General features: G+C 62.6%; 26 protein-coding genes. 14 read left to right on the top strand and 12 right to left on the bottom strand.

What is annotated here, in order from left to right; translation table 11 throughout:
* Positions 1-64: 64 nt before the first annotated feature.
* From H7C86_RS19605 to H7C86_RS19585, 5 genes are all read left to right on the top strand, one after another.
* Positions 65-559, top strand: coding sequence for a general stress protein (locus tag H7C86_RS19605; RefSeq protein ID WP_003945065.1), 495 nt, complete (start codon positions 65-67; stop codon positions 557-559).
* A gap of 226 nt (positions 560-785) precedes the next feature.
* Entirely contained in the window at positions 786-2,123 is a 1,338-nt protein-coding gene (locus H7C86_RS19600; RefSeq protein ID WP_029538448.1) for an ABC transporter substrate-binding protein, read from the top strand.
* An 80-nt stretch (positions 2,124-2,203) separates the two neighbouring features.
* On the top strand, positions 2,204-3,085 hold the full coding sequence (locus tag H7C86_RS19595; protein ID WP_044480569.1) for a carbohydrate ABC transporter permease: 882 nt from the start codon (positions 2,204-2,206) through the stop codon (positions 3,083-3,085).
* Between the two features lies 1 nt (position 3,086).
* Positions 3,087-3,917, top strand: coding sequence for a carbohydrate ABC transporter permease (locus H7C86_RS19590; RefSeq protein WP_019749348.1), 831 nt, complete (start codon positions 3,087-3,089; stop codon positions 3,915-3,917).
* 4 nt (positions 3,918-3,921) lie between these two features.
* Entirely contained in the window at positions 3,922-5,091 is a 1,170-nt protein-coding gene (locus H7C86_RS19585) for an ABC transporter ATP-binding protein (RefSeq protein WP_020908458.1), read from the top strand.
* Positions 5,092-5,094: 3 nt separating this feature from the next.
* On the opposite strand, the gene H7C86_RS19580 is transcribed toward H7C86_RS19585, so the two are convergent.
* Positions 5,095-5,331, bottom strand: a complete 237-nt coding sequence (locus tag H7C86_RS19580; RefSeq protein ID WP_007736112.1) for a hypothetical protein — start codon at positions 5,329-5,331, stop codon at positions 5,095-5,097.
* Between the two features lie 126 nt (positions 5,332-5,457).
* Here H7C86_RS19580 and H7C86_RS19575 point away from each other — a divergent pair, with 126 nt between their 5' ends.
* Entirely contained in the window at positions 5,458-6,723 is a 1,266-nt protein-coding gene (locus tag H7C86_RS19575; protein WP_182262095.1) for a sensor histidine kinase, read from the top strand.
* Positions 6,724-6,733: 10 nt separating this feature from the next.
* A complete protein-coding gene (locus tag H7C86_RS19570; RefSeq protein ID WP_182262094.1) occupies positions 6,734-7,840 on the top strand; it encodes a winged helix DNA-binding domain-containing protein in 1,107 nt (368 codons plus the stop codon).
* On the opposite strand, the gene H7C86_RS19565 is transcribed toward H7C86_RS19570, so the two are convergent.
* Both H7C86_RS19565 and H7C86_RS19560 read right to left on the bottom strand, forming a co-directional pair.
* Entirely contained in the window at positions 7,833-8,696 is an 864-nt protein-coding gene (locus tag H7C86_RS19565) for a hypothetical protein (RefSeq protein ID WP_003945080.1), read from the bottom strand. The genes H7C86_RS19570 and H7C86_RS19565 overlap by 8 nt on opposite strands.
* A complete protein-coding gene (locus H7C86_RS19560) occupies positions 8,686-9,384 on the bottom strand; it encodes a metallophosphoesterase (protein ID WP_182262101.1) in 699 nt (232 codons plus the stop codon). Before H7C86_RS19560 ends, H7C86_RS19565 begins: the two co-directional genes overlap by 11 nt.
* A 71-nt stretch (positions 9,385-9,455) precedes the next feature.
* Between H7C86_RS19560 and H7C86_RS19555 the strand changes: the two genes are divergently transcribed.
* Positions 9,456-10,040, top strand: a complete 585-nt coding sequence (locus tag H7C86_RS19555) for a suppressor of fused domain protein (RefSeq protein ID WP_019749342.1) — start codon at positions 9,456-9,458, stop codon at positions 10,038-10,040.
* A 25-nt stretch (positions 10,041-10,065) separates the two neighbouring features.
* On the opposite strand, the gene H7C86_RS19550 is transcribed toward H7C86_RS19555, so the two are convergent.
* Entirely contained in the window at positions 10,066-10,512 is a 447-nt protein-coding gene (locus tag H7C86_RS19550; RefSeq protein WP_007736117.1) for an SRPBCC family protein, read from the bottom strand.
* 133 nt (positions 10,513-10,645) lie between these two features.
* The gene (locus H7C86_RS19545; protein WP_019749341.1) at positions 10,646-11,716 is read right to left on the bottom strand and encodes a magnesium and cobalt transport protein CorA; all 1,071 of its coding nucleotides are present in this window, start codon (positions 11,714-11,716) and stop codon (positions 10,646-10,648) included.
* Positions 11,717-11,874: 158 nt separating this feature from the next.
* Between H7C86_RS19545 and H7C86_RS19540 the strand changes: the two genes are divergently transcribed.
* The 4 genes from H7C86_RS19540 to H7C86_RS19525 all read left to right on the top strand — a co-directional run bounded on the left by H7C86_RS19540 (position 11,875) and on the right by H7C86_RS19525 (position 15,345).
* Positions 11,875-12,729, top strand: a complete 855-nt coding sequence (locus H7C86_RS19540) for a PHP domain-containing protein (RefSeq protein WP_019749340.1) — start codon at positions 11,875-11,877, stop codon at positions 12,727-12,729.
* Positions 12,726-13,340, top strand: a complete 615-nt coding sequence (locus H7C86_RS19535; protein WP_164490628.1) for a MarC family protein — start codon at positions 12,726-12,728, stop codon at positions 13,338-13,340. The genes H7C86_RS19540 and H7C86_RS19535 overlap by 4 nt, the downstream gene beginning before the upstream one ends.
* Positions 13,341-13,343: 3 nt before the next feature.
* The gene (locus H7C86_RS19530) at positions 13,344-13,718 is read left to right on the top strand and encodes a hypothetical protein (protein ID WP_020908450.1); all 375 of its coding nucleotides are present in this window, start codon (positions 13,344-13,346) and stop codon (positions 13,716-13,718) included.
* Positions 13,719-14,151: 433 nt separating this feature from the next.
* The gene (locus H7C86_RS19525; protein WP_003945072.1) at positions 14,152-15,345 is read left to right on the top strand and encodes an NADP-dependent malic enzyme; all 1,194 of its coding nucleotides are present in this window, start codon (positions 14,152-14,154) and stop codon (positions 15,343-15,345) included.
* A 70-nt stretch (positions 15,346-15,415) separates the two neighbouring features.
* Here H7C86_RS19525 and H7C86_RS19520 read toward each other — a convergent pair whose 3' ends face one another.
* From H7C86_RS19520 to H7C86_RS19505, 4 genes are read right to left on the bottom strand one after another with little or no spacing between them, the layout of a single operon-like run.
* Complete coding sequence (locus H7C86_RS19520; RefSeq protein ID WP_003945081.1) at positions 15,416-16,105, bottom strand: ABC transporter permease; 690 nt, start codon at positions 16,103-16,105, stop codon at positions 15,416-15,418.
* Positions 16,102-16,785 (bottom strand): ABC transporter permease, encoded by a 684-nt coding sequence (locus H7C86_RS19515; RefSeq protein ID WP_019749338.1) that lies wholly within the window; start codon positions 16,783-16,785, stop codon positions 16,102-16,104. Before H7C86_RS19515 ends, H7C86_RS19520 begins: the two co-directional genes overlap by 4 nt.
* Before the next feature lie 4 nt (positions 16,786-16,789).
* Complete coding sequence (locus H7C86_RS19510; protein ID WP_182262093.1) at positions 16,790-17,935, bottom strand: ABC transporter ATP-binding protein; 1,146 nt, start codon at positions 17,933-17,935, stop codon at positions 16,790-16,792.
* A gap of 4 nt (positions 17,936-17,939) precedes the next feature.
* Positions 17,940-18,878, bottom strand: coding sequence for an ABC transporter substrate-binding protein (locus H7C86_RS19505; RefSeq protein WP_019749336.1), 939 nt, complete (start codon positions 18,876-18,878; stop codon positions 17,940-17,942).
* 203 nt (positions 18,879-19,081) lie between these two features.
* Between H7C86_RS19505 and H7C86_RS19500 the strand changes: the two genes are divergently transcribed.
* Positions 19,082-19,966, top strand: coding sequence for an ABC transporter substrate-binding protein (locus H7C86_RS19500; RefSeq protein ID WP_182262092.1), 885 nt, complete (start codon positions 19,082-19,084; stop codon positions 19,964-19,966).
* Here H7C86_RS19500 and H7C86_RS19495 read toward each other — a convergent pair.
* The 3 genes from H7C86_RS19495 to H7C86_RS19485 all read right to left on the bottom strand — a co-directional run bounded on the left by H7C86_RS19495 (position 19,960) and on the right by H7C86_RS19485 (position 23,366).
* On the bottom strand, positions 19,960-20,901 hold the full coding sequence (locus tag H7C86_RS19495; RefSeq protein ID WP_020970192.1) for an alpha/beta hydrolase fold domain-containing protein: 942 nt from the start codon (positions 20,899-20,901) through the stop codon (positions 19,960-19,962). The two genes, H7C86_RS19500 and H7C86_RS19495, sit on opposite strands and share 7 nt — an antisense overlap.
* 63 nt (positions 20,902-20,964) lie before the next feature.
* A complete protein-coding gene (locus tag H7C86_RS19490; protein WP_019749333.1) occupies positions 20,965-21,795 on the bottom strand; it encodes an SDR family oxidoreductase in 831 nt (276 codons plus the stop codon).
* Positions 21,792-23,366 (bottom strand): NAD(P)/FAD-dependent oxidoreductase, encoded by a 1,575-nt coding sequence (locus H7C86_RS19485; protein WP_172933092.1) that lies wholly within the window; start codon positions 23,364-23,366, stop codon positions 21,792-21,794. The genes H7C86_RS19490 and H7C86_RS19485 overlap by 4 nt, the downstream gene beginning before the upstream one ends.
* 71 nt (positions 23,367-23,437) lie before the next feature.
* Between H7C86_RS19485 and H7C86_RS19480 the strand changes: the two genes are divergently transcribed.
* Positions 23,438-24,067: a TetR/AcrR family transcriptional regulator gene (locus H7C86_RS19480; protein ID WP_007736130.1), complete on the top strand. Its 630-nt coding sequence runs from the start codon at positions 23,438-23,440 to the stop codon at positions 24,065-24,067.
* Positions 24,068-24,091 lie beyond the last annotated feature (24 nt).

The following is a 24,091-nucleotide window of genomic DNA, read 5'->3' as shown; positions in this document are numbered from 1 at the left end:
AGGGGTAGATGTACTTGCGTCATCCGCGCGGATGACGTGCCCGAAAAGAGGAGCGCAGCCAGCCATGTCCAATCCGCTCGGTCAATCGTCGAATGGGTCGCGCCGTGGAGCGTTGCCGACACCGCCTTCGGGATGGCCCATCGGGTCGTACCCCACCTACGCCGAGGCGCAGCGCGCAGTCGATTACCTCTCCGATCAAGAATTCCCGGTTCAGGACGTCACGATCGTCGGCGTGAACCTGATGCAGGTCGAGCGAGTTCTCGGCCGGTTGACGTGGGCCAAGGTGATCGGTGGTGGCATCGTCTCCGGTGCCTGGCTCGGTGTCTTCTTCGGCCTCGTGCTCGGAATCGTCACCGGCGGGTTCCTCGCTCCGCTGATCGCGGGCATCGTGGGCGGCATCATCTTCGGTGTCATCTCCACGACCATCCCGTACGCCGCGACGCGTGGGCAGCGGGACTTCGCCTCGACGATGCAGTTGGTCGCCGGACGTTACGACGTACTGTGTGAGCCCAAGACGGCGGAGTCTGCGCGCGACCTGCTCGCCAAGCTCGCCATCTGACATTCTCGCTCGGGCTGCCAACTTGTGTGATCTCGGTTACTTTATGTACACGCGGGCGAGGCAGTACTCCTTCCCGTGACCGTTTGCCGGACAAGGAAATAGGTCCCTTCTCCGGCAAAAGTGCCGATGTGTGGTGCGTCGGCCAGCCGAATCGACTGCGCCGTCTCGCCGCCCGAGGAGGACGGCTGTGCAGAACAAGAGATTGCAGGCGGGGCAGAAGAAGAAATTGAGGGTGGGGCTGCTCGGCGCGGCGACATTGTTGTTGGCGCCCTTGCTCAGTGCGTGTGGATCAGACAATGACGACGGCGTGGTGCTGTCCTTCTACACCGCCGCCGACGGCGCCGAGCAGTATGCGGAGGCCGCCGCCAATTGCTCGGCGGCGTCGAACGGTGCGTACCGGGTCGAGCAGAAAACTCTGCCCAAGGGTGCCGACGACCAGCGACTTCAGTTGGCCCGGCGTCTGACCGGCAATGACAAGTCACTCGATCTGATGACGCTCGACGTGGTGTGGACTGCCGAATTCGCCGAAGCCGGATGGGCATTGCCGCTTCCTGACGACGTGGCGGCCGAGGTCAGCAACGGGACGCTCGAGGGTCCGCTGGAGTCGGCGAAGTGGCAGGACCAGCTCTATGCGGCGCCATTGAACACCAACACCCAATTGCTCTGGTATCGAAAGGATTTGATGCCGGACGGGCAACCACCCCAAACCTGGGATCAGATGATCGACATCTCCGAAGGCCTGGCCGCGGAGGGGCGCCCCAGCTGGATCGGTGTGCAGGGCAAGCAGTACGAAGGATTGATGGTCTGGTTCAACACCCTTCTCGCCAGTGCCGGCGGATCGGTGGTGGGGCCCGACGGAACAACCGTGACGGTGGCCGACGGTGATGCTGCCCAGCAGGCGCTGACCGTCATGAAGCGCGTCGCTACCGCGAAGGGTGCGGATCCCTCGATCTCGCAGGGGGATGAAGCGTCGTCGCGACTGGGTATGGAGAGCGGCAAATCTGCCTTCCAGGTCAACTGGCCGTTCGTGCTGCCCGGCATCATGGAGAACGCCGAGAAGGGCGATCTGCCGTACATCGACGACAAGGGCAACGTCACCAGTGAGAACACCGGAAACACGGTGCTCACGGTGAACGGAGAACGGAATTTCCTTGCCGCTCCGTATCCCTCGGTGATCGAGGGTAAGCCGGCCGAGGTCACGATCGGCGGCTTCAACGTAGCGGTGGCCAAGACCAGCCAGCATCCGGACCTCGCGTTCGAGGCGCTCACCTGTCTGCGTAACGAGGAGAATCAGCGCAACAACGCGGTAGCCGGTGGCGTTCCGCCGACTCTCGAGAGCCTGTACGACGACCCGGCGTTCCAGGAGGCGTACCCGGCGTGGCGTGAGGTTCGCGACAGCCTGGACACCGCTTCGGTTCGTCCGGTTTCTCCTGCCTATCAGAGTATTTCGACGCTCATCACTGCCACGCTGAACCCTGTAGGAAACATCGATCCGGAATCGACCGTGAACGATCTTGCCGAGCAGGTACGCAAGGCAGTCAATTCCGAGGGGCTGATTCCGTGACGATCGACAGCGAAAATTCTGGAGCTGCAACAACAGTCGCGACGCCCTCGCCGGAGCCGAAGCACTCCGCGAAGTCGAAGATGTCGGACGGAAAGGCGGCCGAGCGTCGCCTCGGTCTCTGGCTGGTGGCCCCGGCCGCGATTCTCATGATCGCGGTGACCGCATATCCGGTGGTCTACGCCGTTTGGCTGAGTTTGCAGCGCTACGACCTGCGCTTCCCGGATCAACGAAAGTTCGTGTGGTTCGACAACTACGTGTCGGTGCTGACCGACGGTTACTGGTGGCAAGCGTTCGCGGTGACGACGTCGATCACTGTCGTCTCGGTCGTCATCGAGTTCGTTCTCGGACTGACCATCGCACTGGTGATGCACCGAACGATCGTGGGTAAGGGGCTCGTCCGCACCGTGGTGCTCATCCCGTACGGCATCGTCACCGTCGCGGCGGCATACAGCTGGTACTACGCGTGGACGCCGGGGACCGGCTACCTCGCCAATCTCCTGCCCGACGGCAGTGCGCCGCTCACCGACCAGATCCCGTCGCTCGCGATCATCGTCCTTGCCGAGGTGTGGAAGACGACGCCGTTCATGGCGCTGCTCCTGCTCGCCGGCCTGGCGCTCGTGCCCGACGACCTTCTCAAGGCGGCTCAGGTGGACGGCGCCGGCGCGTGGACCCGGTTGGTACGCATCATCCTTCCGCTGATGAAGCCCGCCATCCTCGTCGCTCTGCTGTTCCGCACACTCGACGCGTTCCGCATCTTCGACAACATCTACGTGCTGACGAAGGGAGCGAACGACACCGGGTCGGTGTCGATTCTGGGTTACGACAATCTGTTCAAAGCGTTCAACTTGGGCATCGGATCCGCGATCAGCGTGCTGATCTTCGTGTGTGTGGCCGTGATCGCGTTCATCTTCATCAAACTTTTCGGTGCTTCGGCTCCCGGATCCGATACGGAAGGACGCTGACATGACCGTGACTCCCAGACTCAAGATCAGCTGGTCCGTGGTCAACCTTCTGGTCTTGCTGTACGCGCTGGTTCCCGTCCTGTGGATCGCCAGCCTGTCCTTCAAACCGGCCGGAACGATCAAGGACGGCAAGTTCATTCCGGAGAAGTGGACCCTGGACAACTACCGAGGAATCTTCGACACCAGCGCCTTCACCAGTGCTCTGATCAACTCCATCGGTATCGGACTCATCTCGACGGTCATCGCCGTGGTGATCGGGACCATGGCGGCGTACGCCATTGCGCGCCTGGATTTTCCGGGCAAGAAGCTGCTGGTGGGTGTTGCACTGCTGATCGCGATGTTCCCGCAGATTTCATTGGTGAGCCCGTTGTTCGACATCGAACGACGGCTCGGACTCTTCGACACCTGGGCCGGACTCATCTTGCCGTACATCACCTTTGCGTTGCCGTTGGCGATCTACACGCTCTCGGCGTTCTTCAAAGAGATTCCGTGGGAACTCGAGAAGGCGGCTCAGATGGACGGCGCGACGCCGGGTCAGGCGTTCCGGAAGGTGGTGGCTCCACTGGCCGCGCCCGGTATCGTCACTGCGGGCATCTTGGTTTTCATCTTCTGCTGGAACGATCTGTTGTTCGCGATCTCGTTGACGTCGACCGAACGCTCAATCACCGCCCCTGCGGCCATCGCGAACTTCACCGGCGCTTCACAATTCGAGGAGCCCACCGGGTCGATCGCCGCGGCCGCCATGGTCATCACCATTCCGATCATCATCTTTGTTCTGTTCTTCCAACGTCGTATCGTGGCCGGGCTTACTTCCGGCGCAGTGAAGGGATAAGCCTGTGGCCGAGATCGTGCTGGACAAGGTGACCAAGCTGTACCCGGACGGAGCCAAGGCGGTCAGTGATGTCGACATCACCATCGCCGACGGAGAATTCATCATTCTCGTGGGCCCCTCCGGTTGTGGAAAATCCACGACTCTCAACATGATTGCCGGGCTGGAAGACATTTCGACCGGCGAGCTGAGGATTGCGGGTGAACGCGTCAACGAACGCGCCCCCAAGGACCGCGACATCGCGATGGTGTTCCAGTCGTATGCTCTGTATCCGCACATGACGGTGCGCCAGAACATCGCCTTCCCACTGACATTGGCGAAGATGTCCAAGGACGAGATCAACGCCAAGGTCGACGACGCAGCGCGGGTGCTCGACCTCACCCAGCATCTCGATCGCAAACCGGCGAACCTGTCGGGCGGTCAGCGTCAGCGTGTCGCGATGGGACGCGCAATCGTGCGCAGCCCGAAGGCGTTTCTCATGGACGAGCCGCTTTCCAACCTGGACGCCAAACTGCGCGTGCAGATGAGGACGGAGATCGCCCGTCTGCAGCAGCGACTCGGTACGACAACGATTTACGTGACCCACGACCAGACCGAGGCGATGACGCTCGGCGATCGGGTAGTCGTGCTGCGCGGCGGAATCGTGCAACAGATCGGTGCGCCGCAGGAACTCTACGATCGTCCGAACAATCTGTTCGTGGCGGGGTTCATCGGGTCCCCGTCCATGAACTTCTTCCCCGGACAGTTGACGGCGGACGGCGTCAGCACGCCGATCGGCGATGTTCGCCTGCCCGCGGCGGCGCAGTCGAAGATCTCGGGCAGCGGCTCGGGCAAGGACGTCGTGGTCGGTATCAGGCCGGAACATTTCGAGGACGTGGCGCTGGTCGATGCATCGCAGAAGCCACACGGTGGGACGTTCACCGTCGACGTCGACGTGCTGGAATCGATGGGTTCCGACAAGTACGCGTACTTCCTCGCTGGTGGCCCCGCCGTCAATTCTCGTGAACTCGAGGAACTCGCCGCCGATTCGGGAACGGCCGTCGCTGGTGGCGGTCAACTGGTTGCCAGGCTCTCGTCCGAGTCCACCGTGGCCCAGGGCAGGTCTATCGATCTGTGGTTCGATCCCGCCAAGATCGCAGTGTTCGACGGCGGTACGGGAGCCAATCTGCTGCTGTGACCGTTACCCGGGCAAGGTGACCGAATACGTCGCGCCCCAGGGGAGCGGTACCTGTTCGGGGCCGGGCGCTGCGTCGGCCGGCTCGGGTAGGGGGACCAGGCGGCCGAATTGTTCGTGATGGGTGGAGGCCGGGGCGGCTTGCGCTGTCCCGGCCACCACGGCGATCGGCGCCGCTGCCAGGGCGCCGGCGACGGCAAATCGAGTGGCGATGCGGCGCTTGCTTGCTCGGGTCGAGATCATGAGCACTCCTGCGTGGTTTCGAGGTTCGGTGAATGCTGTGCCATTCACGGTATTGCGGGTTGATTGTGAAATCTCGTGTGCGAAGCTCATTCACAGGGAACTGGGATGGGCGGCACAGGAGGACAGATGAACGAATCCTCGGTACGAACCGAGCACCTGCCCGGCGGCCCGGACCTCGAACGGATCATGCGCGAACACGCCTACCGCGGTGCGTACCTCCAACTGACGGTGCGCGGCGCTCTGGTGCTGTTCATCGCCCTGACACTGATCTTCGTCCCGCCGATGAACGACGCGGGATGGTGTTTCGCGATTCTGGGCGCCTATGCCCTCTGGTCGGCAGCCGTGGCGCTGTGGATCCGCAAAGGCGGCACCGGCCCGGTGACGATGATCTGGCTCGGCTTGTTCGTCGACCTCGCCGTGCTCGCAACTCTGACATTGCTGACCGGTCTCGCAGCCGAGCAGAGTTGGACCGCCGACATCTTGAGCAACGGGCTCTTCGTCATTCCGGTTCTTGCGTGTACGCAACTGCGGACGGACGTGTGTGTCGGCGTCGTTGCGTGCACGATCGGTGTGTTTTTTGCTTCCAGTTGGGCAACGATGACTTCGAATTCCGAGCCGTGGCCGTCGATCCTGCTGAGTACCATGGCCTTGGCCGGGGTGGGTGCGGGCGCAATCGGATTGACTCGGATTCAAAGGTCGCGAGTGTTGACCATCGGGCACCTCGTCGGGCATCGCACGAGCCTTCTGGCCGAACTCATGGGGCTCGAGCAGCGTGAGCGCACAGAACTGTCCGAGCAACTGCACGACGGGGCGCTCCAGTACGTTCTCGCGGCGCGGATGGATCTCGACGAATTGGCAGGCAGTGCGGAACCCATCGCATTGGCGCGAGCTGGGAAAGCGCTTGGTGAAGCGACAACGCTGCTGAGGTCGTCCGTCTCGGAACTGCATCCCACAGTTCTCGTCCACGTTGGCCTTGCCCGCGCGATCGGGGACCTCGCGCGCTCGGCGCAGGGACGCGGCGGAGTGGTGGTCGACGTCGACACTTCGGGCTGGAACGACGATTTACGCACGTCTGCCGACGAGGTCTTGTTCGGCGCCACCCGAGAGCTTCTGGGCAACGTCGTCAAACATGCCGGCGCGCAGAACGTCCGGATCGAGCTTGCACGACTGGACCACCGTGCGGTGCTCGTGGTCTCGGACGACGGTCGGGGGATCAGCGCCGATCGGATTGCCCAACGACGGGCCGCCGGGCACATCGGACTGCTCTCGCACGAACTGCGTGTGGTTGCCGCTGGTGGCTCGTTCTCGGTCGGACCGGGTGAAGAGTCCGGAACCCTCGCGCGAGTCGAGATACCGTTCGAGATCGTCACCGCCCCTGACCACGATCGTTGAGGAGTTGTCGATGGCTGCACTGATCACCGATCGCGAGCTCAACCTGGCGACTCTGGCGCGGCAGTTCCTGCTGCGGCGGGCCGAGGTCAGCGCGTTGGATGCGATCGAGCACCTGGCAGGTCTGCAGGCCCAGGCGCCGAATCCGCCCTACCTGGCACTGTGGGCGCGGCTGAAGAACTTTGCGGCAGAAGACCTCTCCACCCTTGTCGAGAAGCGCCAGGTGGTGCGGCTGGTTGCCATGCGGGGCACGGTCTTTGCCCTCTCGGCCGCCGATGCGGGTCCCTTCCGGGCCACGGTTCAGACGATCATGGAACGCGATCTCCACACCAACAGCACTCAGCGTGCGGCGCTCACCGGGTTGGATCTCGACGCGCTTGCGCAGGCGGGGCGTGACCTGGTAGCGGACGGGCCGCTTACTCAGATGCAGATGAGACCGATACTGGCAGAGCGCTTTCCCGGCCACGCGGCCGAAGGACTGGCGCACGGAGTTCGAGGGCTTCTGCCGATGGTGCAGGTCCCACCGCGAGGTCTGTGGGGACGATCCGGAGCACCGGCACTGACGACGTTGGAGAATTGGCTTGGCGCAGAGGTGAGTTCAACTCCAGATCCCGACGCGATGGTGCTGCGCTATCTGGCTGCCTTCGGGCCCGCGAGCGTGAAGGATGCGCAAGCGTGGTCGGGGCTCACGAGACTCGCCGAAGTCTTCGAGAGGCTACATCCGGGCTTGATCACCTTTGTCAACGCGAAAGGGGCCGAGGTGTTCGACCTGCCGGATGCGCCACGACCGACCTCCGGAACACCGCCGGTCAGAATCCTTGCTCCGTTCGACAACATCCTGCTCTCGCACGCCGACCGCTCGCGAATTATGGACGAGCAGTATCGAACTCGCGTCTTCACCGTCAACGGCATAATCAAGCCCGCCATCCTGGTGCGCGGAAAGGTGGTGGGATTCGCGACGGTGACGGCGGCCAAGGAGACCGTCGAGTTGAGCGCGACTCTGTTTGCGCAGCAACCGAAGACCGCGCTCGCGTCCATCGAGAAAGAAGCGCGTTCGTTGCTGAAGTTCATGCACCCGAAGATCCCGACCCGAGAGGTGCGGTTCGCTGTCGCTACGTAGCAGGCTTGTGCTTTCGCGGTGCTCGATCGCGTAGTTCGGCCACGATCTCGTCATTCCACATGTGCCGCCGCACCAGTCGGTACCGCTCCCGGGCGATCCACAAGTACGCCTCGGCGTCGGTGTGCTCGGGCAACATGTCGGCGCCCCTCAGCATTCGCACGACGGGGAGAAACTCCTCGCCGAACCAGCGCCGGGCGACCGTGTCTCGGCCGAGGAACTCACCCTTTTCCTGCATGAGCCGAAAACCCCACGCCTCCACGCACTCACTGAGTTCGGCGTACTCCCACGGGTCGGTGACCTGGACAGCTTCGCGTTGTGAACCCTGCAGCGGAACGCGAGTGAGGAAGAGTCGGCGATGGTCCTTGATGAGCAGATCGGCGCGCTGAGTGATGCCTTCCGGCGAGATGCGCGTGATGATCTCGGTGACGTACGCGTCGATTGTCTTCTGGTGCATCGCACACGCAATGGACACTCGGTGGTGTCCGTCGATCACGAAATGCATGGAGCCGACACGGTACAACTGAACGGGTGGCACCGATTCGCCGCGTCGTTGCGCCACCGCAAGTCGCTCCCAACGAGCGCGCGAATGAGTGGACGTCGGACGGAAGTACCTGTCGAAATCACCTGTGCGGTCGACACTTCCGACTATCGATTCGATGGTGACGACCTGTAGACCCAGAGACTTCTCACCAACCTTGCCGAGCGCTGCGACAACCTCGTCGAACGGCAGGATCGCGTTGACGTCGTCCGGTTCGCGTCGTAGCCAACTGACCAGACGGGCAACGTCGGCGCGTCGACGCTGACGAGCGAAGTCGTTTTCCGCGTCGGCTGTGGGAAATCCGGTGTCACGAGCCATGTCGGCGCCTCACGATCGTCGGCGGAGTACCTGGGGAAATCTCCATCAGCGTGAAGCCGACGGTATTGAGCACGATAGTCCGGCCTACCTCCAGATCGAGAGGTGTTCGCCCGTGCGGGTGGATGTGTCCGTGAATCATGACCGTCGGATCGAGGGTGTGGATCAAGGGGGTGAAGCATTCGAACCCACGATGTGGCCGATCCTCGGCGTCGCCGACACCGCGGGCGGGGCTGTGGGTGAGCAGCACATCCACGCCCGCCCGGCCGCCGGGAAGCCGCGACTGCCAGGCGTTTCGCCAGGTGAGCGAGCGGGCGCGTCGGCTCTGCTGGCGCTCGGACCACTGATTGGGACCCGTGTTGTATCGGATGGAACCACCGAGGCCCGCGATCCGCAGACCGGCGACGGTCACGATGCGTCCGTCTGTGTTGACTGCGCCGGTCGGGCCGGGCCACTGCGCCGGCATACCCGCCCGCATCCAACCGGATCTCTTGTTCGAATATCCGGACAGATCGACGTCGTGGTTTCCGGGAACGAACACGCACGGCGCATTCAGTTGGTCAGACAGGTACTCCAGATACGCAAACGGCAGGTCGCCCGCGCCGAGGATCACGTCGACTCCGAGTGAACGAACTTGACTGCTCCACAGGAATTCGACGGTCTCGTCGCTGACAGCGAGAACGGAGACCATTTCGACGACGCTACCGCCACCGCGAGGTATCTGCGCTGCGAACCTCGCGGGCACGGTGTTTAGATGGACGAGTGTCAGACAGCGTCGTATCTTCCGTCCGGGCCCATCTCGTCAGCAGCATCGAGGGGCCGGACCCCACCGCGGCCTCAGTGACGTTCCTCGGTGTCGAACCGCTGGACGTGCTGCGTTTCGAATCACCCGACGGCCTGGTCCGCTACGTCACACTGGGGTGCTCGCGTCATCCGATGGGCGACCCCAATGAACTGGTCGCAGACCCCACACGCGGTCCTCGCGCCGAGTTGGTGCTCACCCTGCGCGGTGGCACGGGTGTCGCGTCGGGTGTGGCCAGGACGCTCGCGGTGCTGGCTGCGGCGCCGTCCGTCGAAGGCGTCGTGCTGCTCGAGGACGCACTGTTGGACCTGGGCGAGCCGCTGTGGAAGGACACTGCGTTCACGGCGGTGCTTCTCGGTGACAGCGGGATCGCCGACCTGACGCTGCCGGAGCCGTTCGATCCGGTGCGCTTCCTTGGCGTGGTCCCCCTGACCGGTACCGAAGCCGCCTGGGTGCGTCTGCGCGGCGCGGAGGCCCTGCGGGAAGCGTGGACCGAGGCGGGGATCGACATTCGCGATCCGCACCGTTCCGCTGCCTCGCTCTAGCTGCGCCGGCGCTTTGTCCGTCAGATCATTCGGCGTGCACGAGGATGTCCGCCAAGTTCTCGAGACTTACCCGAACGGTCCGTGAAAATGCTTTCGTCACGATCGGGTCGGCCATCTTGCCGAATACGCCGCCGAGTCCGCTTTCGCTGTCGAGTCGGTAGGTGACCCGAGTGCCGTCACCGACTTCTTCGCAGGTCGTGGTCTGCGAGAAGCTGACCGGACTTTCGACGGACGTCGATTTCGACGATCTCGGTGGGTCGTACTCGGTGAATTCGGATGTCCACTCGAGGCGCTTGCCCAGGATTCTCGAGACGCCGTGCCAACGGCTTCCCACGCCCATCGGGCCGTCGGTGATCTGTTTGCACTCGACCATCGAATTCTCCCAGTTGGGCCAGTTCTCGGCGACGGCGATGTACTCCCAGACGTCCTTGGGTGGCAACGCGATCTCTACAGACTGCTCGACTGTAGGCATGGTTGTTCCTCCATCTCTCCTGGATCTGAATTTGCTTGTCGCAAAATGAATTTCGGGAACGGAATGAAAATGCGTACCCATATCCATTGTCCGCCTGCGACGGTGGCAAGTACAGGGAGTCAGCGTGCGAGGTTCACAGCCAGTTGTTGCGACGGAAGAGAAAGAACAAGCCGACACACACCGACGCGATGAGGAACAGGATGGACTGATAGCCGTACTTGTAACCGAGTTCCGGCATGTTCTCGAAGTTCATTCCGTAGATACCGGCAACGCCCGTCGGCACGGCGGCGATAGCGACCCAAGCCGAGATCTTGCGCATGTCGGTGTTCTGTTGCACCGCGATCTTCGCGAGTGCGGCATCGACCAGAGAGCTCAACACCTCGTCGTATTCCGAGATACGTTCGGCCACGATCGTGTGGTGATCCCTTACGTCACGGAAGTATCGCCGGATCTCCTTCGGGACGAGGCCGCCCGCGGGCTGGGTCAGCTGGAGCAGTGGCAATCCGAGTGGAGTGACCGAGCGTCGTAGTTCGACGATTTCACGTTTGAGCAGGTAGATATGCTCGACGGCAACGGTGTTCCGCGGGTTGAACACCAACTCTTCCATGCTGTCGACGTCCTGCTCGACGAGTTGAATGACGGAGAGATAGCTGTCGACGACGTGGTCGGTGATCGCGTGCAACACCGCGAACGGGCCCATGGCGAGACGCTCGGGATTCTGCTCGAGTGACTTGCGCACGCTTGCCAGTTCGGAGTGATCCCCGTGACGGACGGTCACCACGAAGTCTGGACCGACGAACACCATGATCTCGCCGGTTTCGACGATCTCGCTCGCCGTCGCGACGGACTCGTGCGGTACGTAGACGACCGTGCGCAGCACCAGGAACATGACGTCGTCGTAGCGTTCGAGTTTCGGGCGCTCGTGTGCATGGACGGCATCCTCGACCATCAACTCGTGGAGTCCGAAAGTTGCTGCGACATCTTGCATCTGGCCTTCGTCGGGTGCATGCATGCCCACCCAGACGAACGCGTTGTCTCGACTACGGACCTCGGCCAACGCGGCGCGGTGCGTGTACTTGCCCGGCAACCGCACGCCGTCAACGTAGACCGCGCAGTCGACGATCGCGCGGGCTGCCGGAACGGGGATCTTGGGCGCATCGGCTTGCGTCGATTTGCCGTTCGACCAATTCGGCAGTGACGGCATGGTTGGCACGCTCGCTCCTTCTCGGTCTGTAGTGCAGGGGAACGGCACTGCGGCGACACGTGATCGAATTGCGCTGCCGCTGCGGCGTAATCGTACGTCAGCTTCCGGCTCGGCCACCGGAGCGCGATGAAGTTGCCGATTGCTGACACACTGGAACAGTGCGAATAGACCTTCACACCCACTCCAACGCATCGGACGGCACCGATACCCCGGCTGCCCTCATGCGCGCCGCAGCCGACGCCGGACTCGACGTCGTCGCCATCACCGATCACGACACGACTTCGGGCTGGGCCGAGGCGGCGCACGCCTTGCCGGCCGGCGTCAGCCTGGTTCGTGGGATGGAGATGTCGTGCGAAGGTCGAGGTGAGCGTGGTTGGCCGGTCGCTGTTCATCTGCTGGCGTACCTGTTCGATCCGACGCACCCCGAATTCGCCAAGGAACGTGAGCGACTGCGCGCCGAACGCGTCGAACGTATCCGGGTGATGACGACCATGATGGCGCGCGACGGTCTGCCCGTCGATCCCGATCAGATCTTGGCTGACGCCGGTCCGTCCGTCGGACGCCCGCACGTCGCAGCGGCCCTGATGCGAGCGGGAGTGGTGTCGAGCATCAGTGAGGCTTTCTCCGACCTGTTGTCCAGTCGAGGGAGATACGACGTTCCCAAGTACGACACTCCGCTCGAGTACGCCGTCGAACTGGTGGCAGCGGCCGGGGGAGTAACTGTCCTTGCGCATGGACGTGCCCGTTCGCGCGGCGGATTGCTTGCGCTCGACCACATCCGTGATCTGGCCGATCTGGGTCTCGGGGGTCTCGAAGTCGATCACCCGGACCATCGCAGCGACGATCGTGACGTCCTGCGCAGCCTGGCCGTCGACCTGGGCTTGGCAGTCACCGGATCCTCGGACTACCACGGCGAGAACAAGACGATCGGACTCGGCGACGAGCTGACGGACGAGGCCGAGTTCGACAAACTCGTCTCGGCTGCCACCGGCGTGGAGGTACTTGGGCGCTGATGCTCGACACCACGCTCTACCTCACCGTGTTCATCACGCTGTTCGTGATCATGGACCCGCCCGGAGTCATCCCGGTGTTCTTGTCACTGGTCGGCCGCAAAAGCCGTGAAGATCGCAACCGAGCGGCATGGCAGGCCCCCGCCGTCTCCCTTGCGGTCATCTCGGTCTTTGCCATCGGCGGTCAGGCGATCCTCAACTACCTCCATATCGGCATTCCGGCATTGCAGGGCGCAGGCGGATTACTGCTGCTTCTCATCGCACTCGAACTGCTGACCGGGAAGGCCTCCAACCGTCCGCAGGGAGCCGACGACGTCAACGTCGCACTCGTTCCTCTGGGAACGCCGATGATGGCCGGTCCCGGTGCAATTGCGGCTGTCATCGTCTTTGTCGCCCAGGCCGATGGTGAAGCGGCGTCGTATCTGGCGATCGCGTTGGCGATTCTGTCCATCCACCTCGTGCTGTTCGTGGTCCTGCGCTTCTCGACGGCACTGATCCGGATACTGGGTGAGGGTGGCATCAGCCTGCTGGCACGCATCGCCGGTCTTTTGCTCGCCGCCATCGCAGTTCAACTCATTGCGGAATCAGTCCGCGGATTCGTCGCGGGAGCGTAAGAGATGACATACGACGACAGGTACGAGGACGACTACCGGTACCAGGATTATCAGGACTATCAGTACGAAGACGATTACGACTATCCCGCCGACAAACGACAATGGCTGCTGGTTCGCGCTCTACGCGCCCTGAGCGGCACCGTGGCGGCCGGAATCGTGGTCTTGACACTCGTGATCATCGGTTCGGCATATCTGGGCGGCAACCGCGGATTCCCGGGTCCGGGAACAACGTCGATCACCGCGCACATTGCGGCTTCGGTGGTTGCTTTGGCCGCGCAGATCTGGTGCGACCGCAGGCGGGGTATCGCGGCGGTTGCCGGATCGGTGGTCGTGCTCGTGGTGGCGGGGCTGTTGTTGGTGACGCAGTGGTGGGGATGACACGGTGGGGATGACGCGGTGGGGATGACTGGGTGGGATGACACGGTGGAGATGACACGGTGGGGATGACGACTCGGGTTTGAGTGTGGTGAGGAATCCGACCGCTTGGAGGATTTGATTGTGATCCGACTCTGGTGGCAAACTGGAGTTACTTCGAGGCGGCGCCACAGCCCGGCCCCGAAGTGCAGGTTTCGTCAGAATTTCTCCCGAAACCTAGATTGCATGGATACGCCAGGGCTCACCCGCCCCACACCATGACGCTTCGGATGTATTGCGGCCCACTTTCTCGCGCACGCCGAATGCTCTTCTTCTCAGTAGTCGTTCGCGGAAGAAATGATCTCTGACCGTTGTGAACGTAGTTTCGCAGCGGTCCGAAGGATTACTTCCCAGTAACCCAGCCCCGCTTGAGGCTGGACTAATCAGGAGTGTCATCGTGTCCCTCGTGACTGAAGCCATCAACGTACCCAAGGTCGAGTTGACCGACGAAGAAATCTTTGCCGCTCACGTCGGTGGCAAGCTCTCGGTCGAGACCACAGCACCGCTCGATACGCAGCGGGCCCTCTCGATCGCCTACACGCCGGGTGTTGCTCAGGTGAGCCGCGCCATCGCTGCAGACGAAACCCTCGCCGATCGATACACGTGGACCAACCGACTTGTCGTCGTGGTCAGCGACGGCACCGCGGTTCTCGGACTCGGCGACATCGGCCCCCGCGCGTCGCTGCCCGTCATGGAGGGCAAGTCGGCACTGTTCAAGAACTTCGCCGGACTGAACTCCATTCCGCTGGTTCTCGACACCAAGGATCCCGACGAGATCGTCGAGACGCTCATCCGTCTGCGCCCGAGCTTCGGCGCGGTCAACCTCGAGGACATTTCGGCGCCGCGTTGCTTCGAGATCGAGAAGCGCGTCATCGAAGCCCTCGACTGCCCCGTCATGCACGACGATCAGCACGGAACCGCCATCGTGGTCCTCGCTGCCCTCAAGGGCGCCGTGAAGGTTCAGAGCCGCGACATCACCACACTCAAGGTCGTCATCTCCGGCGCCGGTGCTGCGGGTGTTGCGTGCGCGAACATCCTGCTCGCCGCCGGAATCAGCGACGTCATCGTGCTGGACTCGAAGGGCATCATCTCGGGCGAGCGCAGCGACCTCAACGACGTGAAGGCAGAACTCGCGGCCCGCACCAATCCCCGCGACCTGCACGGTGGTGCCATCGAGGCTCTCGAAGGTGCCGACGTGTTCCTCGGTGTCTCGGCGGGCAAGATCCCCGAGGAGCTCATCGCTTCGATGGCTCCCGAGTCGATCGTGTTCGCGCTCTCCAACCCGGACCCGGAGATTCACCCCGAAACCGCGTCGAAGTACGCGGCGATCGTGGCTACGGGTCGCAGTGATTTCCCGAACCAGATCAACAATGTTCTCGCCTTCCCCGGTGTGTTCAAGGGCGCGCTCGACGCCGGCGCCCGTCGCATCACCGAAGGTATGAAGCTCGCTGCCGCCGAGGCAATCCTGTCGGTGGTCGGCGACGAGTTGGCGGCGGACAAAATCGTCCCCAGCCCACTCGACCCTCGCGTGGCACCCGCAGTAGCGGAAGCCGTCGCGGCCGCAGCGCATGCTGAGGGCGTGACCAGCTAAGAGGGACTACGAAAGCCCCGATCGGGACCCGCACACAAGGTTCCGATCGGGGCTTTTCGTGTGTACCGATCTACAGACGAGTGAGGTCGGGTGTTCGGCGCAGCCTGCCGGTCCCGGGAACCGATGCCCAGACCACCAGCGCCAGTAAGCCGTCCACGACCAGAGCCACAACCGCGACCAGGATTGCGCCGACGACCACTCGGTCGTACTTGTAGAGCGCGAGACCGTCGAAGATGTACCGGCCGAGGCCGCCGAGGTTGACGTAGGCGGCGACCGTTGCCGTGGCAATCACCTGCAGTGTCGCGTTACGCAGTCCGCCGAGAATCAATGGCAGCGCATTGGGTATCTCGACGCGGAAGAGCACTTGGAGTTCGGTCATACCCATCGCCCGCGCGGCCTCGACGACGCCGCGGTCGACGCTGGCAATTCCGGCGTACGTGCCGGCGAGTAGTGGGGGAATACCAAGGATGACGAGGGCGAGAATCGGCGGCATCACTCCCAGGCCCATGAGAAGAACAAGGAAGGTGAGCAGGCCGAGAGTGGGCAGTGACCGCAGTGCGTTGACCAGACTGACGACCACGATCTCACCGCGACGCAGATGGCCGATGAGTAATCCGATGGGCACCGCGATCACAGCCGAAAGCGCCACGGCCAGAACGCTGTACCAGAGGTGCTGGAGGATGCGGGTGCCGATTCCGGTGTCGCCGCTCCAATTTCCGGGATCGACGATGAAGTCCCAGGCTCCGGTGAAGATGCTCATACGGGTTCCCCCTCGGCAGCCACGACGGCGGGGACCTTCGACGAGGTCGATGTTCTGGTCCACGGGGTCAGGAATCGGCCGATCAGATACAGGATCAGATCGAGCGCCAGGGCCAGCACGACAATCGCGATGATGCCGGCAACGATCTGGTCCGGGTAGTCGCGGTCGTAACCCTGTTTGAACAGAACTCCCAGCCCGCCGATTCCGATCAGCGATCCGACCGAAACCAGCGAAATATTGGTAACGGCAATAACTCTGATGTTCGCGATCATCACCGGCAGTGCCAACGGCAACTCGACCGTCAGGGCGCGTCGTAGCGGTGTGAACCCGACGGCGGTGGAAGCGTCGATGACGTTGTCCGGCACCGAATCGAGTGCTTCGGGCACGGCCCGGATGAGCAGTGCTGTCGCATAGACGCTCAGTGCGATCACGACGTTGAGCGGATCAAGGGTCTTGAGTCCGAACAGCTGGGGGATGGTGACGAACAGCGCGAGCGACGGAATCGTGAACGCAATGCTCGCCAGGGTCAACGTGATTCGGCGCAGCCATCTGACGTTGCGGATCGCTGTTCCGACCGGAACAGCAATCAGGAGACCGATCAACAAGGGCAGCAGCGCCAGATACAGATGGGTCTTCGAGTAGTCCACGACCGTCGAGAAATTGTCGATGAGCCAGCGCATGCCGCTACGCCCCGAATCCCTCGGTGAAGGCGACTCGGTTGCGTTCCTCGTCCTCGCGTCGACGCTGATCTGCCAATTTCGCCACGACTTCGGAGCCAAGGATCCCGCCGATGACCGCTCCCTCGCCGTCGACGGCAACGCCGATACCGGAAGGGGACGAGATTGCCGCATCGAGTGCTTGGCGTAGATCACCGCCGGGGGAGAACAACGAACCACCGGCCGACGTCGACTGCGCAAGAGTGCGTCCCGAGCGCAGGCCTTCGACGCCGGTCACGTCGATCCATCCCTGCGGACTTCCGCTGTCCGTGACCACGAGAACCCACTCGCCCAATTCCAGACGCAGAGCCTTCAATTCGTTCTCGACGGCCGTGCGTACGGGGTGTAACGGAACCTCGTCGGCAGCGCGGAACGACAATCCCCGATATCCGCGATCGCGTCCGACAAATCCGGCGACAAAATCCGTTGCCGGTGCGGCCAACACGTCGCGAGGTGCCGCAACCTGCTGAAGCCGCCCGCCGGGACCGAAGACGGCAATGTGATCACCGAGTTTGACTGCCTCGTCGATGTCGTGGGTGACAAAGACGATCGTCTTCTTCAGTTCGCTTTGAAGACGGAGCATTTCGGTCTGCAGATCCTCACGCACCACCGGGTCGACGGCGCTGAAGGGCTCGTCCATCAACAGGATCGGCGGATCGGCAGCCAATGCTCGCGCAACTCCCACACGTTGTTGCTGCCCACCCGAGAGTTGCCCGGGATAGCGGGTGGCAAGGGAGATGTCCAGACCGACTCGTTCGAGTACCCCCAACGCGGCTTTGCGCGCTGCGCGGCGGGACTCACCGCGCAGTACCGGAACTGTTGCGACGTTGTCGATCACGGTGCGATGCGGAAGCAAGCCGGCGTTCTGGATGACGTACCCGATGCCGAGACGCAGCTTCACCGCGTCGGTCTGGGTGATGTCACGACCGTCGACGAAGATCTTGCCCGACGTCGGTGTGATCATCCGGTTGATCATGCGCATCGACGTCGTCTTGCCGCACCCGGACGGCCCCACGAACACCGTGAACGACTCGGCCTCGATGGTGAGATCGAGACGGTCGACGGCGGTGGTGCCGTCCGGATACTGCTTGGTGACGCCCTCGAATGTGATCACGTGACTACGAGACCGGCTTGTCGAGGCCCTGCGCCGTCACCCACGCCTTGGCCGCCGCTGCCGGCTCCGTCTTGGTGTCGCCGGACACCTGGACGTTGAGTGCCAACAACTCTTCGGTGGTGAGCTTGGCGGACACCGCATCGAGGACTGTCTTCAACTTGTCGGAAGACTTCGACGCGCGCAGCACCGGCACCACGTTCTGAGCCGGGAAATTGTTCTTCGGGTCTTCGAGAACCACGAAGTTGTTTGCCGGGATGGAGGCAGACGTCGTGAAGATGTTTGCCGCCGTGATGTCGCCGGACGAGAGAGCCTTCACTGTTGCCGGTCCACCGCCGTCGGCGATCGGGACGAAGTTGGCTGCCGAGATGTCGAGACCGTAATTGGACTTCAAACCGGGCAATCCGGCTGGACGTTCCTGGAACTCCGCCGGAGCGCCGAACTTGACCTCGGCGGAATGCGGAGCCAGATCGGCGATCGTCTTCAGGTTCCACTTGTCAGCGGTTTCCTTCGTGACGACCACGGCGTCCTTGTCCTCGGCGGATGCAGGCGTCGCAATGGCCAATTCCGACCCGAGAGCTGCGGGAAGAGCAGCGAGGACATCAGCGGAGCTGGTGGCCGTGCTGTCTGGATCCAAGTACTGCAGGAGATTTCCCGTGTAATCCGGAATGACGCTGATCGACCCGTCCTTGAGCGCCGGAATGTACGCCTCACGGCTGCCGACATTGAACGACGTGGACACATCGAACCCGTTGACACGCAGTGCTTCGGCGTAGATGTTGGCGATCGTCTCGGATTCGGTGAAGTTGGCGGAGCCGACGACAACCGCGTTGGGATCGCTGTTGGAGTCACCGTCACTGCTACCGCACGCTGTCAGTGCAGTCAGAGAGACAACGGTTGCCGCGGCTACGAGCCAACGGTTGGAACGAAATCGTGAGGTGCGCATGAGCGTCCTTCCGGTTTTTCGGGCGTCCCGTGTTTCGGGCGTCGGAAACCATCCCCTTGTGGCGAAGCCACCCGAGTGGCTTCGACGGCGCCGCCACCGAGTGGCTGCGTCAGGACTGGTTACCGCGCATCGCCCGACAAGTGTAACGATAGGTACCGACATGGCACGGTTTTCGATCCATGGGATTGGATGTGAGGATTTCGGTGAAGAGCACACGCACGAAGTATTCGACTGTTGTTGCAGCACTGATGGTCCTGCCAATTCTCAGCGGATGCGCAAACGGTGATTCGGTGGTAGAGAGCGCCGGAGCGGAGTCTCGTGACCAGATCGTGGTGGCTGCTGACGCATCAGTGGAGAGTTCGGTGTTGGCCGAGGTGTATTCGACGGTGCTCTCATCCTCCGGTCTGTCGGCTCGCGTCGAATCGGTGGGTGGAGGCAGAACCCAATCACTCGAGGCTCTGGACGCAGCGCGAGTCACCTTGGTGCCCGAGTTCACCGGTGCGCTGCTCGATCACTACGACCCGTCATCCCCGGCCCGCAAGGCCGACGACGTCTTCGAAGCCTTGAGTCGCTCTCTGCCGGAGGGTCTTTCGGTCTCCGACTATGCGATGGCCGAAGATCGTGCGGTCCTCGCACTCGACACCGGATACGCACAGTCGTTGGGAGCGAAGACGATAGAAGCCTTTGCTCCTTCGTGTGCCGCGGCGACGCCGCTCGTCTCCGCGAGATTCGTAGAGGACGGGGCAGTGGAACAGTTGGCCGAGGGCGCCGAGTGTGTCTTCGCCGGTGTCGATCAGGCAACGCCGGCAGACGTACCCGGTGCACAGGTATTCGGAAGCACGACGCTGTCAGCGCTGGCACAATCCGATGCCGTCACAGTGCTCGCTGATTCGAATCACGTTCTGGCTGCGCAGAATGTCGTTCCGCTCTTTCGAGCGGGCGCACTGGGAGATTCGGCTGTCAAGGCGCTCAGCGTCGTTGCGGGTGAACTGTCCACCACCGATCTCGCCGCAATGATCGAGCAGGTGCGGACCGGCAAGGCGTCAGCCTCGGAAGTGGCACGAACCTGGTGGGACACCCGTCAGTGAGAGCTCGATCCCACTGCTGAACTCGAATCATCCTTGGCGCGAATCAGTTTCGATGCGATGAACTGGCCGAGGTCGGCAACGGCGTCTGCTGCTTCCTTCACCAGTGACGCCTGTGCGTGAGCCACATGCCACAGTCGTGCGTACTCCACCAGGGACACGTCGACGCCGGCAGCGGAGAGCTTGTCGGTGAACGTCATGATCTGCGGGTAGAGGACCTCCTCGGAACCGACGTGAATCCTGGTGGGCGGCAACCCGTCGAGCTTGCCGTGCATCGGCGCGTAGCCAGGATCAGTACGGTCGCCGCCGGCAAGGTAAGCGTCGGCGGCATCGAAGGACCAAGCTGTGTTGACCACCAGGTCGGCCTTTTTGGTAGCACCCCGATCGCCGGGATCGACCCACGGCGAGATCAGTGCGAGCGCGCCGGGGGTCACGCCGTGACGCTCGATCAGACGCAGAGCGGTCGCCGCGGCCAGACCGCCACCGGCCGAATCGCCGGCAATGGCAACGCGGTCTTCCGAATAGTCGAACTCGGTGACCAACTGCATGAAGGCTGAGACCGCGTCGTCGAGAGCGGCGGGATACGGATTCTCCGGCGCGAGACGGTAGTCCAAGGTGAAGACCGCACTGGACGACTCACGGGCGAGATGAGCTGCGAGAGAACGGTGTGTGGCCAGCGAACCCAGCGTGTACGCCCCGCCATGCAGGTAGAGAACTGCGGTGGGGCGCTCGGTTGCGCCGACGGTGATCTTCTCAGCCGGTCGGCAAGCCAGCTCCAGCGGGCGCACGACGGCGCCCGCTGGAACCTGCTGTAGCGGTGCCCCGGCCTCGAGCAACAGACGTTGAATCCGATACGGCAGCCGCGAGTTGAAAGCCAGACGGAAGTACGGCTTCAACAAGAATGCGACCACGGGCAGCGGAAGGGTGAACGTGCTCACCGGCAGGGCTCCTGACTCTTTATGCGAACTGCGCTGTGAAACGAACGACGCTGTGAAACGAACTCAGCTGGACTTGGGCATCATTCGGCCGGCGACGATCGCGACGATGCGCTGGTAGCCCGATCCTACGAGGCGAACCCAGGCGTCGAGTGCGATTGCGTCCATCCCGATGAGAACTCGCGGCTTGCTCTTGCGAACACCGTTGACGATCGTCTTGGCGGCGTCCTCCGGAGTGGTGCGCGCGAGCTTGCGGTCGAAGAACTCGGAGAAGACCGCAAGATCTTCGCCCGGACCTGCGGTGGCGTTGCGCGCGATGGCGGTCTTGATTCCGCCCGGGTGCACACAGGTGACCTTCACCGGGTGCTTGGCGATCAGCATTTCCTGGCGAAGCGACTCGGTGAAACCGCGAACGGCGAACTTGGCCGAGTTGTAGGCGCTCTGACCCGGCATCGACAGCAGACCGAAGAGGCTCGACACGTTCACGATGTGCCCGTCACCGGAGGCGATGACGTGGGGAAGGAATGCCTTGGTGCCGTTGACAACTCCCCAGAAGTCTACGTCCATGACACGTTCGAAGTCCTTGAACTCGGACTTCTCGAAGGTGCCGTGGTACGCGATTCCGGCGTTGTTGTAGATCTGGTTGACCTTGCCGAAATGGGCGACAACCGCGTCGGCGTACTCGAGAACCGCTTCACGCTGGGTGACGTCGAGATGGTCCGACTTCACCTCGGCGCCGATGGCCTCCACCAGACGGGCTGTCTCGGCGAGCCCGACGGTGTCCACGTCGGAGATCGCCAACTTGGCGCCCTGGCCGGCCAGGTTCAGTGCGAGTGCGCGACCGATGCCCGATCCCGCTCCGGTGATGACTACGACCTTGCCTGCAAAATCACTCATTGTGCTACTGCCTTCTCGTCGTCGAGGTCGATCTGTGAAGTGGTCGCGGTGCCGACGGCGCCGAGATCCGAGGTGGCGACGCTACGGTATGCCGCGAGGTCGAAATGCTTGGTGGCATTGCGGAACTGGAAGGTGAAGCCAGGCCACAGGGTGGTGTTGTTTCCGTGCTTGTCCATGTACCAGCTGGCGCAACCGCCGTTGTTCCACACGCTCTTGGACATAGCTGCCTGCAGGTCCTTGTTGTACTTGTCCTGCTTGTCCTTGCGCACCTCGATGGTGCCGATGTCGTACTTGTCGATGGTGGCGATCGCGTCGACCAGGTAGTTGATCTGCGACTCGATCATGAAGACCATCGACGAATGTCCGAGGCCGGTGTTGGGGCCGACCAGGAAGAACATGTTGGGGAAGTTGGCAACTGCCGCGCCCTTGTATCCCTGCATGCCGGTCTCTTCGAAGACCTCGGCGAGCGAGCGTCCGTCCTTGCCGAAGATTCCCGCGAAGGTGGGGGAGTCGGTGACGTGGAATCCGGTCGCAACGACGATGGCATCGATCTCACGGGTGGTGCCGGTCTTCGAGACGATCCCGTTGGCGGTGACCTCCTCGATGCCTTCGGTCACCAGGTCGACATTGTCCTGGGCGAGGGTGGGGAAGTAGTTGTTCGAGATCAGCATGCGCTTGCAGCCGATCTGGAAGTTGGGCATGACCTTCTTACGAAGATCCTTGTCCTTGATCTGAGCCTTCAGGTGACGCTCGGCGGCGAACTGCAGCGGCTTCATGAAGACCGGCGCCTTGGCCAGGCCGACGACCTGCGTCTCTCGCATCCAGTAGATACCGGTGCGGCACAACTTCTGGAAGCCGGGGAGGTACTTGAACGCGAGATGCTCGATCTTGGTGTACTCGCGGTCTGCGCGGGGCAGGATCCACGGCGCCGTGCGCTGGTACACGTCGAGGTGTGAGACCTTCTTGCCGATAGCGGGCACGATCTGGATGGCGGAGGCGCCGGTTCCGATGACGGCCACGCGCTTGCCCGTCAGATCGGCATCGTGGTTCCAGCGCGAGGAGTGGAAGATTTCGCCCTTGAATCCGTCGATGCCCTTGATGTCCGGAAGTGAAGGCTCACACAGTGCGCCGACGGCCGAGACGACGATCTTTGCGACGAATTCACCCTTGTTGGTGCTGACGTGCCAATGAGCCGACGACTCGTCCCAGCGGGCTGAGAGAACGTCGCAGTCGAAGATGTGCTTGTCGAGCACCTTGTGGCGGTTGGCCACCGACTGGATGTACTTGTAGATCTCGGGCTGGGTGGAGAAGGAGCGCGTCCACTCCGGATTGAGTGCAAAAGAGTACGAGTACAAATGCGACGGCACGTCACACGCGGCGCCCGGGTAGCTGTTGTCACGCCAGGTTCCACCGACGTCGTTGCCGCGCTCGAGAACGACATAGTCGGTGATGCCGGCCTGTGCCAGTTTGATCGCCGCACCGAGACCGGCGAAACCGCTGCCGATGATCAGTGTGCCGACGTGGCGAGTATCCGCGGCAGGTGCTGAGGTATCTGTAACTGGAAGACTCATGTAGGGAACGATATGCCTTTATTGAGTCACGGTCAATAGCTTATTGACGGATATTCAGTAGTCTATTGGGCATGGACGCAGTAAAGCGAACGCGGCTCGACCCTGCGCAACGCCGAGCGCAACTCATCGACCTTGGGGCGCGCATGCTGGCCGAACGGCCGCTCGAGCAGATTTCCGTCGAGGACATCGCCGATCAAGCGGGGGTGTCGCGTGGGCTTCTGTTCCACTACTTCGCGTCGAAAAGCGAGTTCCATCTCGCCATCGTCCGACACAGCAGTGAACAGATGCTCCAGCGCACGGAGCCGAGCGAGTCGGACGATCCGATGCTCACCCTCCGATCGGTGCTGGCGTCGTACGTCGACTACGTGACCGAGAACCGCAATACCTACGTCTCGCTGCTCCGGGGGACCGCCAGCGGGGATCCGCAGATGCGTGAGGTGTTCGAGCAGACTCGCGACATCATGGCCAAGAGAACCCTCGATCAGCTCCCCAAGATCGGCCTGACTCGAACGCCTCAGGTGGAGTTGGCCGTTCGAGGTTGGATCGCGTTTGTCGAGGAAGCCACCATCAGTTGGCTCCGCGCGCCCGCAATCACCCGCGAGGAACTGATCGACCTGACGGTTCAGTCGTTGCCCGCGTTGGCACTGGCCGCCGTCGGCTTCGATGCCGGGCCGGATCTGGGTCTGCTGCAATCGAATTGACGTGAACGCAGAAAGGCCGGGCCC

The sequence above is a fragment of the Rhodococcus sp. UFZ-B548 genome (genome assembly GCF_903819475.1).
In the GTDB taxonomy this organism is placed as follows: domain Bacteria; phylum Actinomycetota; class Actinomycetes; order Mycobacteriales; family Mycobacteriaceae; genus Rhodococcus_F; species Rhodococcus_F erythropolis.
This window is presented reverse-complemented; position numbering and strand designations above follow the sequence as displayed.